Source organism: Halobellus sp. H-GB7 (assembly GCF_030848585.1).
GTDB classification, from domain to species: domain Archaea; phylum Halobacteriota; class Halobacteria; order Halobacteriales; family Haloferacaceae; genus Haloquadratum; species Haloquadratum inordinatus.
Window position 1 is genome coordinate 278,792 of sequence record NZ_JAVDDW010000002.1, and the last position, 16,499, is coordinate 295,290.

Genomic DNA, 16,499 nt, shown 5'->3' on the forward strand with positions numbered 1-16,499 from the left:
TGTCTCAACGGGGACGATGACGTCGCGCACGCGACCGTTGCTCGGACTCGCGACGCTCGTCGCGGGTATCGGCACCGCCGGAAGCCTGTATTTCAGCCTCGGGCTGGGGCTGGTCCCCTGCGAGCTCTGCTGGTACCAGCGCATCCTGTTGTATCCGCTCGTTGTCGTTCTGGGCGTCGCGACGCTCGAAGACCGCCCGGGCGTCGCTCGCACCGTGCTGCCGCTCTCGCTGCTCGGCCTCGGCGTCGCGACGTACCACGTGGTCCTCCAGGTCCGACCCAGCGTCGGTGGGACCTGTTCGGTCGGTGGCGGCTGTTCGTCGATCCTCTATCCGATGCTGGACGGCCTGTTGACGATCCCCCGGCTCTCGCTGATCGCGTTCGTCCTCGTGACGGCCCTCGTGACCGCCTCCTGGCGGCTTCGCGACCGAGCGTGGCCCTAAACGGGATTCTCGCCCGACGTCGTAGGATCGATCATCGGGCGCGGGTAGTCGACACCGAGTTCGACCCCGTATCTCGCCTGTTCTGATTCCGACAGCGTCCACGGTTCGTGAGCCTTCTGTGGGACTAGCCCGTCGAGTTCGGGAATCCAGCGCGTGACGTACTCGGCTTTGGGGTCGTACTGGTGGGCCTGCGCGAGCACGTCGAACGCCCGCTGCCGGGAGTCGTTGCCGACGCCCGCGATGTACGCCCAGTTGCCGTAGTTCGAGGCCGGATCGTAATCGAGGAGTTGGGTCTCGAAGTACGCCGCGCCGCGTCGCCAGTCGATTGTGAGGTCGTTCACGAGGAAGGACGCGACGTTTTGTCGTCCGCGGTTCGACAGATATCCGGTCGCGTTCAGTTCGCGCACGTTCGCGTCGACGAAGGGAATACCCGTCTGCCCGGTTCGCCACCGTTCGAACTCCTGTTCGTCCCATCGCCAGTTGACGTCGTCGCGGCGTCTGAGACCGCCGGGGGCGAAGAACTGGGCGCCGTGCTTCGCGAGTTGGAACTGAAAGAAGTCCCGCCAGCGGAGTTCGAAGAGCAGCCAGTACGTCGAGTCGTTCGAGACTCGCTCGCGCTCGTAGCGCTTGACCTCCTCGTAGACGCGCCGCGGCGAGAGACAGCCCTCGTTGAGCCACGGCGAGAACTTCGAGGAGTAGTCGGGACCGGCGAGTCCGTTTCGCGTCTCGCGGTACTCGCGGAGGTGGTCACCCTCCCAGATGTACGACGTCAGGCGGTCGAGTGCCGCGTCTTCGCCGCCCGGAAAGGGGTGGACCGCGCGCTCGTCGATTTCGTCGGCGCCCTCGCCGGCCCCGAGTTCCGCGTCCGGCGATCCAAGTGAATCGACCGCGACGTCGACGTCCGGGATCGAACCGGGGCGAATCGCGTCCGCGTCGACGCCGGTGTCGTCGCCGCCTGGGACCGGCGGCAGCGACGGGCGCGGATACGTCTCTCGGACGATCGCGTCGGCCTCGACAGACTTCCGGAACTTCGTGTAGGTGTCGCTGATCGCGGTGTACGGCGTCGGGAGGTCGGCGATATGATGGAGCGTCCGCCCCCAGAACCGACGCGGCGTGACGCCACGCTCGCGCAGTGCTGCCGTCACCGCTGCACGAACCGCTCGCTCGTCCGGTCCTGGGAGGTCGTGGAACGTCACGACGTCGGCGCCCACGGCGTCAGCGAGATTGGGAAACACGACTTCGGGACGACCACGACGCACGAGGAGGTCCGAGCCGAGCCCGCGCAGTCGGTCGCGCAGGGCGTCGAGAGATTCGCGCCGGAAGCGCGCTCGCCGCGTCCCCAGTTTCTCGTAGCGGAAGGAGTCGGCACCACCGTACGGCTGCATCCCGTGCGTCCGCGGGTCGACACAGTAGACTGGGAGGACTCGGTCTGCCGCGGCAGCGGCGGCGAGCGCTTCGTTGTCGTGCGTTCGCAGGTCCCGGCGGAACCACGCGATGGCCGTGTCGGGCATCACTGTCGAGAGGGAGCGGCACGTACCTGAGCGTGACGGCCACAGCCACCCGCAGTGTACGCCGCGTCCGGTCAGTTACCGCTGAGCCGGTGCCACAGGGAACTGCGCTGCGTGAGGAGTTGATAGAGTGCGGAGAGGACGACGACGCCGGAAAGCAACAACCCAATGAGCGCCGGGCTGAGCGCACGCACGACCGGGACGCCGATCATCGCCGCGACCTGTGAGAGCGCGCCGATCAGCCCGAGTCCCAGGTAGTACTCCGCCCACGAGATGCCGTACTGTGGGACGACCTCCATATAGACGCCGACGTCTGCCGCGTTGTCGGCCAGCGAGACGGTCTTCGCGTCGGGGTCGTACTCGACGATCCCGAGTTTGTCGAGCTTCGGAAGGTGCGTTTGATGCAGCGAGACGTACACGCTCTGTCGGACGTTCCGCGGCGGTGGCGACTCGTCGGCTTCGATGCCACCGATGTGCTCGGAGAGATCAGAAACCGTCTCGGTACCGTCACCCGTCCGTAACCGTTCGAGTACGAGCCGCCGCCGATCGTTTCGGAGCACGTCGTGAATCTCAGATGCGGCAAGCTCCGCGCTGTCGGCCTCCGGCTCACTCCCGCCCCCACTCATACTACCTCACTCTGTGAGGGCTACCTACATGAATGTGTCCGAAAATGACGTGTCTGCGACTGCTATCGGTGTGAGAAAGTGGGTCGATATGTGGACCTAGGCCAGTCCGGTGCCGAGACTGCGACGTTACTCGGTCGGGCGCGGACGGGCGACGAACAGCGTCTGTACCAGGCTGTACGGATCGTAGACCGACTGGTGGCACTGGCAGTAGACGTCGTTTTCCGCGTTGAACTTCGCCGAGCCCTCGCTCTTGTACTTCGGGACGCAACAGAAGTGCGTGCACTTGTTGAGCCACGCGATGAAGCCATCTTCCGTCGAGGCTTCGATCCAGGGGTCGTTCTGGGCCATCTGTTCGACCTGTTCAGACTTGATGACCTGGATCGGAATGACGTCCTCGGCGTCCTCCGAGCGCCACCGGCCGGTCGCCGGTTTCCCGAGGCCCGGATCACCGACGTCGTTGGACCACTCTTTGTAGTCGGAGAAGTCGTCGACGTGGAGTTTGTCGCCTTCGGAGTACGTCTCGCTCTCCCAGTCGTAGCCGGGGTTCGAGCCGACGCGGAAGTAGTTGTCCGAGTCGTAACCGGGCTCGATCCCGGCGTAGGATTCGACGCCGCAGTACTGGAACCACTCCGACGTGTAGGCCACGCCCGAGCCCTTGTAGTCCTCCGTCTCGGCGATCTGGATCGAGATCCCTCCTTGTTGTTCGGTCTTGACCTCGGGCCAGACGCCCTTAAGATACCCCTCGTCGTCGATCTCGACGGGGATCTGTGGCATTCCGCGCGGCGCCGGACCCGCGGTGTTCTCGATAGCGTACGCCTGCGTCGAACCGCCGCCCGCGCCGGGCGACTGCGTCGCAGAATTGATTGCGGCCGCACCCGTCGCGCCGACGCCGGCGAGTGCCGCGCCCCCCACGACACCTTTGACGAATCGGCGGCGACCCGAGTCCGCCGGGTACTTGTCGCGCTCGCTCATACCCGAGTGTTCGTCCCGCCGGTAAAAAGGATGACGAAACCCCCGGTCCGTCTCTCGTCGCTGGAACTCCCGACGGTCGCTTAGATAATATCACGGATTTCGATCCAGATCTGAAAGGGCGTTCGACCCGAAACACAGAATGGAAATTTCTCGACAACTCGGTGGTTTTTTACTCGGACGACAGAATATCCCACGGTATGGGATTACACAGTAGGGACGTAAATCAGGACGTCCGTGAGCTTGGAGCGCTCTTGGGCGACGTATTGGCCGAGCAGACGTCACGAGGATCGTTCGAGACCGTCGAAGACATTCGGACCGCCGCCATCTCGTACCGGAAGGGCGAACGGGAGTCCCGGGCGGAACTCGATCGACTCCTCGACGGCCTCTCGCCGGAGGGCGAAAGCGTCGTCGCCCGCGCGTTTACGACGTACTTCGAACTCATCAATCTCGCAGAGGAGCGCGAACGCGCACGCGTCGTCCGTGAGGCGTCCCAGGCGGACAACCTCGAAGACGGACTCGTCGCGACTGTCGAGACGCTCATCGAAGCCGATGCCGACGCCGAAACCGTCCAGCAGGTGCTCGACGACGTTCTCATCGAGCCGACGTTTACCGCACACCCGACCGAGGCCCGCCGAAAGACGGTGAAGGCGAAACTTCGATCGATCGCGAGCCGGCTAGAGGAACTCGACGAACGGCGCGTGACGGACCGCGAACACGATCAGTTGTGGCGGAAGATCGACGCCGAGGTCACGAGCCTCTGGCAGACGTCGCAGGTCCGCGAGCGCCGCCCCGAACCACAGGACGAAGCGCGGAACGTTCAGTGGTATCTGGAATCTATCCTCTTCGACGTCGTCGGCGAAGTCTACGCCGAGTTCGAGGATCTTCTCGCAGACGAGTATCCGGAGGTCGACGTTCCCAAACTCTTCGAGTTCCGGTCGTGGGCGGGTTCGGATCGCGACGGCAACCCATTCGTCACGCCCGAAGTGACGACCGATACGCTCGAACGGCAGCGATCGGTGGTGCTCGAAAAGTACAGCCAGTCTCTCAAGCGTCTCTCGGGCGTGTTGAGTCAAGACGGTCGCCGCATCGACATCGGCGCCGAACTGGAACGCTCGCTGAAGGCCGATCGCTCGCGGCTGCCGGGCGTCGCCGACGAGGCGAAAGAGCGTTACCCGGGCGAACCGTACCGTCAGAAACTGAAGCTGATGCGCGAGCGCCTCCGTCGCATCGAGGACGTCCGGCCGGACGGCTACGGCGACGAGGCGGCGTTCCTCGACGACCTCGAAGTCATCGACCGTAGTCTCCGATCGACGGGCGCGGATGTCGTCGCCGACGAGTACGTCGAACCGCTGATGCGGCAGGTCGATACCTTCGGATTCACGCTCGCGAGTCTGGACCTCCGCGATCATCAGGAGAACCACACCGAAGCAGTCCACGAGGCACTCGAACACGAGGGCATCGACTACTACGGCCGCGACGAAGACGGGCGGATCGAGGTACTGACCGAGGCGATTCTCCAGGACGAACCGATCCTCGATCTCGACGAACCCGGCGACGTCTCCGAGACGGCCGCGCGCGTCCTGCGACGCTTCGAGATGCTCGGCGAGTGGCAACGCGAGTTCGGCGTCAGCGCCATCGACACGTACTGCATCTCGATGACCGAGGAACCGAGTCACGTGCTGGAGGTGCTCTTCCTCGCCGACCAGGCAGGTGTCGTTTCACTCCCGGACCACTGCGGACTCGACATCGTGCCGCTCTTGGAGACGGAGTCGGCGCTCAACGGCGCGCGCCGGATTATGGGGACGCTCTTCGAGAACGCGGCTTACGCGAAGGCGCTCGACGCCCGCAACGACGTCCAGGAGATTATGCTTGGCTACTCCGACTCCAACAAGGAGAACGGGTTCCTGGCCGCGAACTGGGACCTCTACAAGAACCAGCGTCGCCTCGCGAACATCTGCGACGACTTCGACGTGAAGATGCGACTGTTCCACGGGCGCGGCGGGTCGATCTCGCGCGGCGGCGGGCCGATGAACGAGGCGATGCTGGCGCTCCCCAACGAGACAGTCACCGGACAGATTAAGTTTACCGAGCAGGGCGAGGCCATCGCCGAGAAGTACGCGAACCCACAGATCGCCGAGCGGAACCTCGAACAGATGCTGAACGCGCAGGTTCGCTCGCGGTACCAGGCGATCTGCGAGCCCGAAGAGGACGTCAGCGAGGAGTGGGTCGACGCGATGGACGAGATGGCGACGACGGCCCGAAAGCAGTATCGCGACCTGCTCGAATCCGACGGCTTCGTCTCGTACTTCGGGCAGGCGACGCCGATCGGCGTCATCGAGGACCTGAATCTCGGCTCCCGGCCCGCGTCGCGATCGGGCGAACGCACCGTCGAGGACCTGCGGGCGATCCCGTGGGTGTTCTCCTGGACGCAGTCGCGCTGCATCATCACCGGCTGGTACGCACTCGGCGCGGGGATCCGAACGTATCTCGACGAGGGCGGCGATCTCGGCGTTCTCCGGGAGATGTACGAGGAATGGCCGTTCTTCCGGACGACGCTCGACAACGCGTCGCTGGCGCTCGCACGGACCGACTTCGACATCGCAGAGCACTACGCCGAGCTCGCGGACCCGGACCTCCGCGAGGAGTTCTTCCCGCACCTCCAGGCGGAGTACGAGCGCGCGCGCACCGCCGTACTCGACGTCACCGACCGGGAGGCGCTGCTCAAGCGTGAGTGGCTCGACGAGAGCCTGCGACGCCGGAACCCCTACGTCGACCCACTGAACCTCCTGCAGACGCATCTGCTCGCCCAGACGCACCGAACTGACGACGAGGAGCAGACGCTCCGGCTGACGGTGAAGGGCATCGCGGCAGGAATGAAGAACACGGGGTAGACTGCGGGTCAGATCCGCTGAGACACTCCGCCTCCGAAGGGGATCTGGGCGAACAGTCGGCACAGCGACACCCGATGACTCGGGCTGACTCCCGCGTCGACGTGCCGAACGACCGCTGTCCGACGCGGGGTGCGTCCTACGTCACGGCGGGGATGGTCCCGGCTTCGTATATAAACGCTCGTTCGAGAGAGTCGTCGTCCCTGCCCGCCGGGATGATGAGACGGCTACGGCTGATTCCAGGGCGCATCGGGAGCGTCGACGACGCGGTGGCGGCGGTCGATACCGTCGATCGCGGCGACGTCTTCCGCCTCCAATCCGAGGTCGAGCGCCCCGTAGTTCTCGCGGATGTGCGCCCGCGTGGCCGACTTCGGGATCGGCGTGACGTTTTCCTTCGCCAGTAGCCACGCGAGCGACACCTGCGCCGGCGTCGCGTCGTGTTTCTCGGCGACGTCGACGATCGTCGGCACGTCCGCGACCCGCCCGCGGACGATCGGCGAGTACGCGACGAGCCGGTGCTCGTGTTCGACCGCGAATTCGTGGAGTTCCCGCTGGGGGAGCAGCGGATGCATCTCGACTTGGTGCGCCGCGAGCGGGGCGTCGAGGCGCTCGATCGCCGTCTCCAGTTGGTCGGGGCCGAAGTTGCTCACTCCCACGCGGTCGACGACGCCCTCGTCGACGAGCGCGTCGAGCGCCGGCAGCGTCTCGGCGGGATCGTAGCCCGCCGCGGGCCAGTGGACGTACAGGAGATCGATCGTGTCCACGCCGAGGCGCGCGGCGCTCGCGCGTGCGGTCTCGGTTACGTCGCCGTACCCGAGGTTGTCCGTATCGAGCTTCGTCGCCACGAGCACCTCGTCGGCGCCGCGGTCGGCGCGCGCGAGACCCTCTCCGACGAGCGCCTCGTTGCCGTACCCCTGGGCGGTGTCGACGTGGTCGTACCCGAGATCGAGGGCTGTCGCGACGGCGGCCGGGCACGTCTCGGGGTCAGTCAGCTTGTACGTTCCGAGTCCGAGCGCCGGGAAGTCCATACTCGACTTTCGAATACTAGGCTCTCGACAGTTTCGGTGCCCGGAGCAGGTGTCGATCCACTGACGCCGGTGTCCCTTTGTCAGTTCCGCACCAACGTGGCCGTATGTCCCGCTCCGACTCTCCCCGACTCCTCGTCTACGGTGCCTACGGATACACCGGTCGTCTCGTCGTCGAACGAGCCGTAGAACACGGGTACGAACCGCTGGTCGCCGGCCGCGACCGCACGAAGACGCGCGGCGTCGCCACCGCGCACAGCCTCCAAGCACGACCGTTCGCAGTCGAAGACGCCGCCGACCACCTCGGTAACGTCGACGTCGTCCTCAACTGCGCGGGGCCGTTCGACCAGACGGCCGATCCGATGGTCGACGCCTGTATCGAGACCGAGACCGACTACCTCGACATCACCGGCGAACTGCAGGTCTTCGAGCGGATCCACCGCCGCGGCGGCGACGCCGAGGCCGCCGGCGTGACGCTTCTGCCGGGAGTCGGCTTCGACGTCGTCCCGACGGACTGCCTCGCGACGCATCTCCACCGTCGCCTGCCCGACGCGACTCACCTCTCGCTCGCGCTCGAATCCGAGGGCGGCGTCTCGCCGGGGACGCTGAAGACGATGCTGTCGGACATCGGGTCCGGCGGAGCGGTCCGACGCGACGGCGACCTCCGCTTCGAACAGATCGGCGCGCGGACCCGCGTCGTCGACTTCGGCGAGGGGCTGCGCCGGGCGATCTCGATCCCGTGGGGCGATCTCTCGACGGCGTATCACTCGACTGAGATTCCGAACATCGACGTGTACCTCTCGCTCCCGAAGAACGCACGCCGGGCATTCTCGCTCTCGCGGTACGCCGGCGGCGTGCTCGACGCCGACCAGGTACAGCGCGCCCTCTCGTGGCTCGTCGACCGGTACGTCGAGGGCCCCGACGAAGCGGCCCGCTCCGCGGGCGAAGCGCACATCTGGGGCGAAGCCAGGTCCGACGACGACCGCGTCGTCTCGCGCCTCCGCACGCCCGACACGTACCGAATGACCGTCCGGACGGCACTGTTGGTCGCCGAAAAAGTGCTCGACGGCGAGGCACCGACGGGCTATCAGACGCCGGCCTCGGCGTTCGGGCCGGATCTCGTCCTCGAAGTGCCCGGCGTCGAGCGGGTCGATCTGAACGGTGACGAGGTCGTCGGAGAGGAGTCGACCGCGGCGGAGTAACGCGCTGCAGGATGGGTGAGACGGGAAGATTCGGACAACTATGCGTGTGGGTCGCTCGCAGGGGATCGGTCGCTCCGAAACGGTTTTGATGCGGCCTCGCGCACACTCGGTATGCCGAAGGAACCCGACACCGGGTACGACCCCACGCTGGGTCGGAAGTTCATTTTCGTGACCGGCGGGGTGATGTCCGGACTGGGCAAAGGTATCACCGCGGCCAGCACCGGCCGTCTGCTCTCGAACGCCGGCTTCGACGTGACGGCGGTCAAGATCGACCCGTACCTCAACGTCGACGCGGGGACGATGAACCCCTACCAGCACGGCGAAGTGTACGTTCTGAAAGACGGCGGCGAGGTCGACCTCGACTTGGGGAACTACGAGCGCTTCCTCGGGGTCGATATGACCTCGGATCACAACATCACGACGGGCAAGACCTACCAGCACGTCATCGAGAAGGAGCGCGCGGGCGATTACCTGGGCAAGACCGTCCAGATCATCCCACATATCACCGACGACATCAAGCGGCGCATCCGCGAGGCCGCCGAAGGCACCGACGTCTGCATCGTCGAGGTCGGCGGCACCGTCGGTGACATCGAGGGGATGCCGTATCTCGAAGCGCTGCGGCAGTTCGCCCACGAGGAAGACGACGAGGATATCCTCTTTACCCACGTCACGCTCGTCCCCTACTCGAAGAACGGCGAACAGAAGACGAAGCCTACCCAGCACTCCGTCAAGGAACTCCGCTCGATCGGGCTCCAGCCCGACATCCTCGTCGGTCGCTGTGAGAACGAACTCGACCCCGAGACGAAAGAGAAGATCGCGCTGTTCTGTGACGTTCCGACGGAGGCCGTCTTCTCGAACTCCGACGTCGAGGACGTCTATCACGTCCCGCTGATGGTCGAAGAGGAGGGCCTCGATCAGTACGTGATGGAACGGCTCGACCTCGACTCCGAGGCGCTTTCCCCGGCCGAGCGCGACAACCGCTGGCGCGAACTCGTCACCCGCGAACGGACCGACGAGGTCGACATCGCCCTGGTCGGCAAGTACGACCTCGAGGACGCCTATATGTCCGTCCACGAGGCGCTGAAGCACGCGGGCATCGAGCGCCGGACAGAAGTGAACGTCCTGTGGGTCGACTCCGACGAGATGCTCGATCACCACGAGGACCGGCTCAAAGGGGCCGACGGCGTCGTCGTCCCCGGCGGCTTCGGCTCCCGCGGGACCGAGGGCAAACTGAAAGCCATCGAGTACTGCCGCGAGAACGACGTGCCCTTCCTGGGGCTCTGTCTCGGCTTCCAGATGGCGGTCGTCGAACACGCGCGGAACGTCCTGGGCCTCGCAGACGCCCACTCCGCGGAGCTCGACCCCGACACCGAACACCCCGTCATCGACATCCTGCCCGAGCAGTACGAGGTCGACGAGATGGGCGGTACGATGCGGCTCGGCGCACACGACACGCAGATCGAGACCGGCTCGCTCGCCGCGAACGTCTACGGCGACACGGTCTGTACCGAGCGGCATCGGCACCGCTACGAAGTCAATCCCGAGTACATCGAGCGGCTCGAAGAAGGCGCGCTCGATTTCTCCGGGCGGGCCAACAACCGGATGGAGATCCTCGAACGAACCGATCACCCGTTCTTCCTCGGGACGCAGTTCCACCCCGAGTTCCGGTCGCGACCGGACCGAGCCAGCCCGCCGTTCGTGGGCTTTCTCGACGCGGTCACCGGCGAACTGGACGCGCGCGAACTGACTGACGAAACTGAGGTACAAGCCTAATGGTCGACGTTGATTCATTCATCGACGAAGCGGTCGAAGAGATTTCAGAACAGGTCGGCGACGAAAACGCCATCATCGCGCTTTCGGGGGGCGTCGACTCCTCGGTCGCCGCGGCGCTGACGTACCGTGCTATCGGCGATCAGCTCACGTCTGTCTACGTGGACACCGGGCTGATGCGGAAAGAGGAGACCGAACAGATCCGCGAGACGTTCTCGTATATGGACTCGCTCCGCGTCGTCGAGGCGCAGGACCGATTCCTCGACGCACTCGCGGGCATCACCGACCCCGAGGAGAAGCGCCACGCCATCGGCGAGCAGTTCATCCGGGAGTTCGAGCGCGAGGCGAAAGACGCCGACGCCGACTACCTCGTTCAGGGGACGATCTACCCCGACCGGATCGAGTCGGAAGGCAACATCAAATCCCACCACAACGTCGGGGGGCTCCCGGACGTCGTCGACTTCGAGGGCATCGTCGAACCCGTCCGCGAACTGTACAAAGACGAGGTTCGCGAGGTCGCTCGCGCGCTCGACTTAGAGGAGATCATCTCCGAGCGGATGCCGTTCCCCGGTCCAGGGCTCGCGATCCGCGTCGTCGGCGAGGTCACCCGCGAGAAAGTGGAGGTCGCCCGCGAGGCGTGTCACATCGTCGAAGAAGAGACCGAAGAGCACGATCCCTGGCAGGCCTTCGCGGCCGTCATCGGCAAGGGGACCGGCGTCAAGGGCGACAACCGCGTCCACGGTTGGATCGTCTCGGTGCGCTCGGTCGAGTCCCGTGACGGAATGACCGCGCGGGCACAGGAACTCCCCTGGGAGACGCTTCAGCGCATCCAATCGCGGATCACCGGCGAGAACGAGAACGTCGCCCGCGTCGTCTACGACGTGACGCACAAACCGCCCGCGACCATCGAGTACGAGTGATGATCCTGGTCGCCGGCCCCGACGTCGACGGACTCGGAGACGCGCTCGAAGCGCTCGGAGCGGAGGTCGTCCGCGTTGAGGGCATCGCGAACCGCGAGTCGCTCTCTGCGGCCGGTCTCGACGACGCCGACACGCTCGTCCTGACGGATATGGACGACGCGTCGGCCATCCCGGTCGCGAAGGAGGCGAACCCGGACATCAAGGTCGTGACCTACGCCACCGACTCCCTGCCGGAGTTCGCGCGCGGTCAGACCGACCTCGCTATCGATCCCGCGCTCCTGTCGGCCGAGGTCGTCGCCGACGAACTAGTCGAGGGGCTCGTCGGCGAGCAGGCGGAGTAGCGCGGCGTTTCTGCGTCCGCGTCCGACGCGTCGAACGCGGACGATTCCTGAAACAGTTTTCCCTGTCACTCGGCGAGGCCGAGAACGGCCGTCGCTGCGGTCTCGACGTCGTCGACTGCGTCGCCGGGCGCGTAGACGCCGAGCCGCCACTGTGCGCGTTCGGCGGCCCGAAGCGCGCCGACGAGTTCGGAGGCCTCCGAGAGTCGTTGCACGGCCCCGCCGACGACGACGCGCGAGCGGGACTCCTTGAACCGTGGTCGCGGCGGCACGTCCAGCAGGACGTGGTCCCGGTCGACGCCGGCGCGGTCGGCAATCTCGGCGGCCGCCTCGCGGGACGCCTCGTGTCCCATCCCGACGACGTCCGCGGGAACGCGCCCGAGCGGCTCCCAAACGGCCCGCTTGTAGAGGTCACGGTACTCGATCCGGCGGGCGAGATCGGGCGTCGTCCTCCGGAGTGCGACCAGCAGGTCGTGGTCGGCCATCCGGCGGAAGGTCTCGACGTCGACATCGCCCCGTGGCCCGGTCGAGTTTGACGCGTCGCCCTCGCTGTCGAGCAGTCGGATCGAGGCGCGTTCGAGCATCGCGCCCGCGATGCGGGAGACGTGGTGTCGGTACACCGTCCCGTTCATCAGCGCGCGGGCGAGCAGCAGCGACTCGGCCGTTTGGACGTTCCCCGCCGCGAGAACGAGCTGTCCGTCGCGGTAGCGAAGTTCTCGGACGAGTCGCCCCACGTCGATCGTGCCGTAGGGGACGCCGGTGTGGTGGGCGTCGCGGACGAGGTAGTCCATCCGGTCGACGTCCAACTCGCCCGACACGAGCTGTCCGAGTTCGCCCTCGCCGCGGACGAGCGCGGCGACACGCGCGGGATCGAGGTCGTGCCCGCAGAGGACCGCTGCCGCGTCAGTATCCTCCAGCAGCCACCCGATTTCGTCGTGGTCCGCCCCGGTTCGTCGCTGGATGACGTCCTCCGTCTGGTGGCCGTACGGGCCGTGCCCGACGTCGTGTAGCAACGCGGCCGCGCGGACGTGTCGCGCTCGCGTACCGTCGATGCCGAGGTGGTCGAGCGCGCGGTCGGCGAGGTGATAGACGCCCAGCGAGTGTTCGAGGCGGGTGTGGTTCGCGGAGGGATAGACGAGTCGAACCGTCGAGAGCTGTTTGACGTGGCGGAGGCGCTGCAGCAGTGGCGTATCGAGGAGGTCGCGCGCGACGGGACCGAGCGAGATGTAGTCGTGGACGCTGTCCTTGATCGCGTTCATACCCGACCTGCGCGAGCCGGCTGCAAATAGCCCCCGCCCGGACAGCCCTCGACTGACCGGTCTCAGTCCGGCGGCGCTCCTCGAATGCCGGGCGCACAGAGACCGCTGCCGGTGAAGGAACGTTCAAACGGTCTGACCACCTTGGCCCGATATGGTCACGTTTCTCGCCGGCGGAACGGGCACGCCGAAGCTTCTCGACGGCGCGGAGCCGGTGTTCGATCCTGCGGAGACGACTGTCGTCGCGAACACCGGCGACGACGTCGAACTCGGGGGGCACCTCGTCTGCCCGGACGTCGATACCGTGCTCTTCCACGGCGGCGGCGTCCTCGACACCGAGACGTGGTGGGGGATCGCCGACGACACGACCGCGACGAACGAGGAACTCCATCGGCTGGCCGACGCGGCCGGATTCGACGAGGGGCCGCGCTACCTGGACGGCGACGCGCAGACCGCCGGCCGCGACATCGCCCGCTGGCGGCGCTTCTCGGGCGTCGCCGAGTTTATGGAGATCGGCGACCGCGACCGCGCGGTCCATATCACCCGGACTTCGCTGCTCGACGAGGGGCACTCGCTCACCGAGGTCACGGGAACGCTCGCGGACGCCTTCGGTCTCGACGTCGAACTGCTGCCGATGAGCGACGACCCGGTCGCGACGATCGTCCACACCGAGGAGGGGCCGATGCACTTCCAGGAGTACTGGGTACACCGGCGCGCGGAGCCTGCGGTGACGGACGTCGAGTTCCGCGGCGCGTCGTCTGCGACGCCAACGTCCGACGTGCGCGAAGCGCTCTCGGAGCCGGTCGTCGTCGGGCCGTCGAACCCCGTGACGAGCCTCGGGCCGATGCTGGCGATGGTGGAATTCGCCGACGCACTGGCGTCGACGCCCGTCGTCGCCGTCTCGCCGTTCGTCGAAGACGAGGTCTTCTCGGGGCCCGCCGCGGAGTTGATGGCGGGGGTCGGCCGCGAGCCCTCGACGGCGGGCGTCGCCGCCGCGTATCCCTTCGCCGACGCGTTCGTCCTCGACGAGGCGGACGGAACCGACCTCGACCGGCCGGTCGTGCGGACGGACACGCGGATCGACGGCCCGGACGATGCCGAGCGCGTCGCCCGCGCCGCAGCGACGGCGCTCGCGGAGGTCGCCTGATGTTCGAACCGCGCGTCGCGCTCGCGAGCCTCAGCGGGGAGGCCGACGCCGCCTGGGCACGCGCGGGGAGCGACCACGCCGGCGCGGCGTTCCTCGGCGGCGTCGCGCTCGACGAGGCGACCCGCGAGGCGGCCCGCAAACTGGTCGCGCGCGACCGCGAGGAGTTTCTCCCCGACGACCCGCTCGTATTCGTCGAGGACCAACTCGACGCGCTCTCTGAGGTGCCGATCCGTCCGGGTGTAAACGTCAGGAGTGCGACGCTGGAGCCGATCGCGGACGCGGCGCGAATCTGCGCCGAACACGATGCGATCCTCGAAATCAACGCCCACTGCCGACAGACCGAGATGTGCGAGGTCGGCTGCGGGGAGTCACTGCTCCGCGACACCGGTCGCCTGTGTGACTACGTCGATGTCGCGAGCGACGCCGGCGCGGCGGTGAGTGTGAAGGTCCGAACAGAGGTTTCCGGCGTCGACCTCGTCGAGATTGCACAGGAAATCGACGCCGCCGGTGCGAATGCGGTCCACGTCGACGCGATGGACACCGAATCCGTCGTCGCCGACGTCGTCGACGCGGCACCGGACCTGTTCGTCGTCGCCAACAACGAGGTTCGGGACCGCGAGAGCGTTCGCGAGTATCTCCACTACGGCGCCGACGCGGTGAGCATCGGCCGGCCGAGCACCGACGCCCGAGTCCGTCGTCGCGTCCGTCGCGCGGTCGAGGGGTGGTTCGCCGAAACGGATCGCGGCGAGCAGACGGACGCCGCCCAGAGCAGCGGGACGACCCCCGGATCGCACGAGGAGGTCGACGCACAGTGAACGATCATCGCGTCACTGGGGCGGACGGCAGCCGGCGTGGTCCGGCCGAGAACGCCCAACTCGCGCTGCTGCTCGACGTCGGGTCCGCACCCAAGCCGGGGAACGTCGACCGCGACCACGACCTCGCAGAGCTCCGGATCGAGCACTTCCTCGCGGGTGCGGTCGGGTCGGGTGCTGGCCTTCGGCGCGCGGCCGCCGGCGCGCCGGTCGGCGTCGCCTTCGAGCGCGCGGTCGCGGGGATGAGCGAGCAGTCCGGCGGCAACACGCAGTTCGGTTGTCTCCTCCTGCTCGCCCCGCTCGTCCGCGCGGCGGCCGAAGAGCAGTCGCTCTCACCAGAGGGAGTCACGGACGTCGTCGAATCGACGACTGTCGCCGACGCGGCGGACTTCTACCGCGCGTTCGAGCACGTCGACGTCGCGGTCGGCGATCCGCCGGAGGACCTGGCCGATCTGGACGCGCGTCGCGGCGCGGACGCGATTCCGGCGCTGCGCGATCGCGGGCTGACGCTCTACGACGTGATGGCGCAGAGCGAGGGCGACGGCAACGCGAGAGAGTGGACGACGGGATTCGAGCGGACGTTCGCGACCGCCGCGGCGATCCGCGACGACGACGGGCCGATCACCGACCGCATCTCGCGGGCGTTCGTCGACCGACTCGCCCGCGACGAGGACACGCTCGTGCGGACGAAGCACGGCCCCGAGGTCGCCGCGGACGTGATGCGGCGCGCGGCGGACGCCCGCGGCGATCTCGACGCCGTCGCCGAACTCGACGAGGAATTCGTCGCGGCCGGGATCAATCCGGGCACCACCGCCGACCTGCTCACTGCGGCGACGTTCGTCGCGCTCGAATGGGGGGTCGAGGTGTGAGCGGCGGGAGCAGCGACCCGAACGGTGCGGGCACCGCCGCCGACGGCGACGAGTGGCCGGTCGACCTCCGCGGCGTCACTGAATCGGTGGTGACGACGCTCGGTCCGAACGACCGCTGGAACGTCGCCGCGCTCGGACTGCACGCGCCCGACGAGAGCGGCGGCGACGAGGCTCCGGCCCCAGTGACGGCGACGACGTGGGGCAACACCCGGACGCGCCGGAACTTCCACCGGCAGGGCGGCGGCGTGGTGCAGTTCGTCTCTGACCCGCGGACGTTCGTCGACGCAGCAGTGACGATTCGCGAGGAGGACGACCCCGTACTCCCGGACGCGCACGCCTGGATCGACATCGAGGCCAGGCAGGTCGACGCCGGCGAGTCAGGTGGGACACGCTGGGAGCGGTGGGAACTCACGCCCATCGAGTCCGCGGTCGTCGAGACGACAGTCCCAACGATCAATCGCGGCTTCGGGGCCGTGATCGAGGCGACGGTCGCAACGTCCCGACTCGACGTCCCCGCCTACGACACCGACGAACTGCTCGCGCGGCTCCGCTACTTCGCCGAGACGGTCGAGCGCTGCGGGGGACGCCCCGAACGCGAGGCGTTCGCCGCGCTCGACGACGCGACGGGGTGGCGCGAGCGACTCCCCGCAGACGCGGACGTACCGCGATTCGACGGTGAGGAGGGCTGAGGCCCCCGGTACGCTGCGTCGGCGTGGCGTTCGAC

Annotated in this window: 15 protein-coding genes; 10 read left to right on the plus strand and 5 right to left on the minus strand. The window is 67.2% G+C overall.

Annotated elements, in window-relative coordinates; translation table 11 throughout:
- Positions 1-16: 16 nt before the first annotated feature.
- Positions 17-442 carry a disulfide bond formation protein B gene (locus RBH22_RS06325; protein WP_256545326.1) on the plus strand — a complete coding sequence of 142 codons (426 nt, stop codon included), beginning with the start codon at positions 17-19 and terminating at the stop codon, positions 440-442.
- On the opposite strand, the gene RBH22_RS06330 is transcribed toward RBH22_RS06325, so the two are convergent.
- From RBH22_RS06330 to RBH22_RS06340, 3 genes are all read right to left on the minus strand, one after another.
- Positions 439-1,956 carry a DASH family cryptochrome gene (locus tag RBH22_RS06330; protein WP_306676899.1) on the minus strand — a complete coding sequence of 506 codons (1,518 nt, stop codon included), beginning with the start codon at positions 1,954-1,956 and terminating at the stop codon, positions 439-441. The two genes, RBH22_RS06325 and RBH22_RS06330, sit on opposite strands and share 4 nt — an antisense overlap.
- A 68-nt stretch (positions 1,957-2,024) precedes the next feature.
- The gene (locus RBH22_RS06335; RefSeq protein WP_306676900.1) at positions 2,025-2,576 is read right to left on the minus strand and encodes a hypothetical protein; all 552 of its coding nucleotides are present in this window, start codon (positions 2,574-2,576) and stop codon (positions 2,025-2,027) included.
- A gap of 126 nt (positions 2,577-2,702) precedes the next feature.
- The gene (locus RBH22_RS06340) at positions 2,703-3,548 is read right to left on the minus strand and encodes a ubiquinol-cytochrome c reductase iron-sulfur subunit (RefSeq protein WP_306676901.1); all 846 of its coding nucleotides are present in this window, start codon (positions 3,546-3,548) and stop codon (positions 2,703-2,705) included.
- A gap of 197 nt (positions 3,549-3,745) precedes the next feature.
- On the opposite strand from RBH22_RS06340, the gene ppc reads away from it, so the two are divergent.
- Positions 3,746-6,439, plus strand: a complete 2,694-nt coding sequence (ppc, locus tag RBH22_RS06345; protein WP_306676902.1) for a phosphoenolpyruvate carboxylase — start codon at positions 3,746-3,748, stop codon at positions 6,437-6,439.
- 224 nt (positions 6,440-6,663) lie between these two features.
- On the opposite strand, the gene RBH22_RS06350 is transcribed toward ppc, so the two are convergent.
- Positions 6,664-7,464, minus strand: coding sequence for an aldo/keto reductase (locus RBH22_RS06350; protein WP_306676903.1), 801 nt, complete (start codon positions 7,462-7,464; stop codon positions 6,664-6,666).
- A 104-nt stretch (positions 7,465-7,568) separates the two neighbouring features.
- Between RBH22_RS06350 and RBH22_RS06355 the strand changes: the two genes are divergently transcribed.
- The 4 genes from RBH22_RS06355 (at position 7,569) to RBH22_RS06370 (ending at position 11,694) form a co-directional block, all read left to right on the plus strand.
- Positions 7,569-8,663 carry a saccharopine dehydrogenase NADP-binding domain-containing protein gene (locus RBH22_RS06355; protein WP_306676904.1) on the plus strand — a complete coding sequence of 365 codons (1,095 nt, stop codon included), beginning with the start codon at positions 7,569-7,571 and terminating at the stop codon, positions 8,661-8,663.
- 111 nt (positions 8,664-8,774) lie between these two features.
- A complete protein-coding gene (locus tag RBH22_RS06360) occupies positions 8,775-10,436 on the plus strand; it encodes a CTP synthase (protein ID WP_306676905.1) in 1,662 nt (553 codons plus the stop codon).
- The gene (gene guaA, locus RBH22_RS06365; RefSeq protein ID WP_121569288.1) at positions 10,436-11,353 is read left to right on the plus strand and encodes a glutamine-hydrolyzing GMP synthase; all 918 of its coding nucleotides are present in this window, start codon (positions 10,436-10,438) and stop codon (positions 11,351-11,353) included. Before RBH22_RS06360 ends, guaA begins: the two co-directional genes overlap by 1 nt.
- Positions 11,353-11,694 (plus strand): CTP synthetase, encoded by a 342-nt coding sequence (locus RBH22_RS06370; RefSeq protein WP_256545333.1) that lies wholly within the window; start codon positions 11,353-11,355, stop codon positions 11,692-11,694. Before guaA ends, RBH22_RS06370 begins: the two co-directional genes overlap by 1 nt.
- Positions 11,695-11,759: 65 nt before the next feature.
- Here the strand turns inward: RBH22_RS06370 and RBH22_RS06375 are convergent, their stop codons facing one another.
- Entirely contained in the window at positions 11,760-12,950 is a 1,191-nt protein-coding gene (locus tag RBH22_RS06375) for an HD domain-containing protein (RefSeq protein ID WP_306676906.1), read from the minus strand.
- A 151-nt stretch (positions 12,951-13,101) separates the two neighbouring features.
- Between RBH22_RS06375 and cofD the strand changes: the two genes are divergently transcribed.
- The 4 genes from cofD to RBH22_RS06395 are packed head-to-tail and all read left to right on the plus strand — an operon-like array spanning position 13,102 to position 16,464.
- A complete protein-coding gene (gene cofD, locus RBH22_RS06380) occupies positions 13,102-14,094 on the plus strand; it encodes a 2-phospho-L-lactate transferase (protein WP_306676907.1) in 993 nt (330 codons plus the stop codon).
- Positions 14,094-14,909, plus strand: a complete 816-nt coding sequence (locus RBH22_RS06385) for a tRNA-dihydrouridine synthase (RefSeq protein WP_306676908.1) — start codon at positions 14,094-14,096, stop codon at positions 14,907-14,909. Before cofD ends, RBH22_RS06385 begins: the two co-directional genes overlap by 1 nt.
- The gene (locus RBH22_RS06390) at positions 14,906-15,775 is read left to right on the plus strand and encodes a triphosphoribosyl-dephospho-CoA synthase (RefSeq protein WP_306676909.1); all 870 of its coding nucleotides are present in this window, start codon (positions 14,906-14,908) and stop codon (positions 15,773-15,775) included. The genes RBH22_RS06385 and RBH22_RS06390 overlap by 4 nt, the downstream gene beginning before the upstream one ends.
- Positions 15,757-16,464 carry a DUF447 domain-containing protein gene (locus RBH22_RS06395; RefSeq protein ID WP_306676910.1) on the plus strand — a complete coding sequence of 236 codons (708 nt, stop codon included), beginning with the start codon at positions 15,757-15,759 and terminating at the stop codon, positions 16,462-16,464. The genes RBH22_RS06390 and RBH22_RS06395 overlap by 19 nt, the downstream gene beginning before the upstream one ends.
- Positions 16,465-16,499 lie beyond the last annotated feature (35 nt).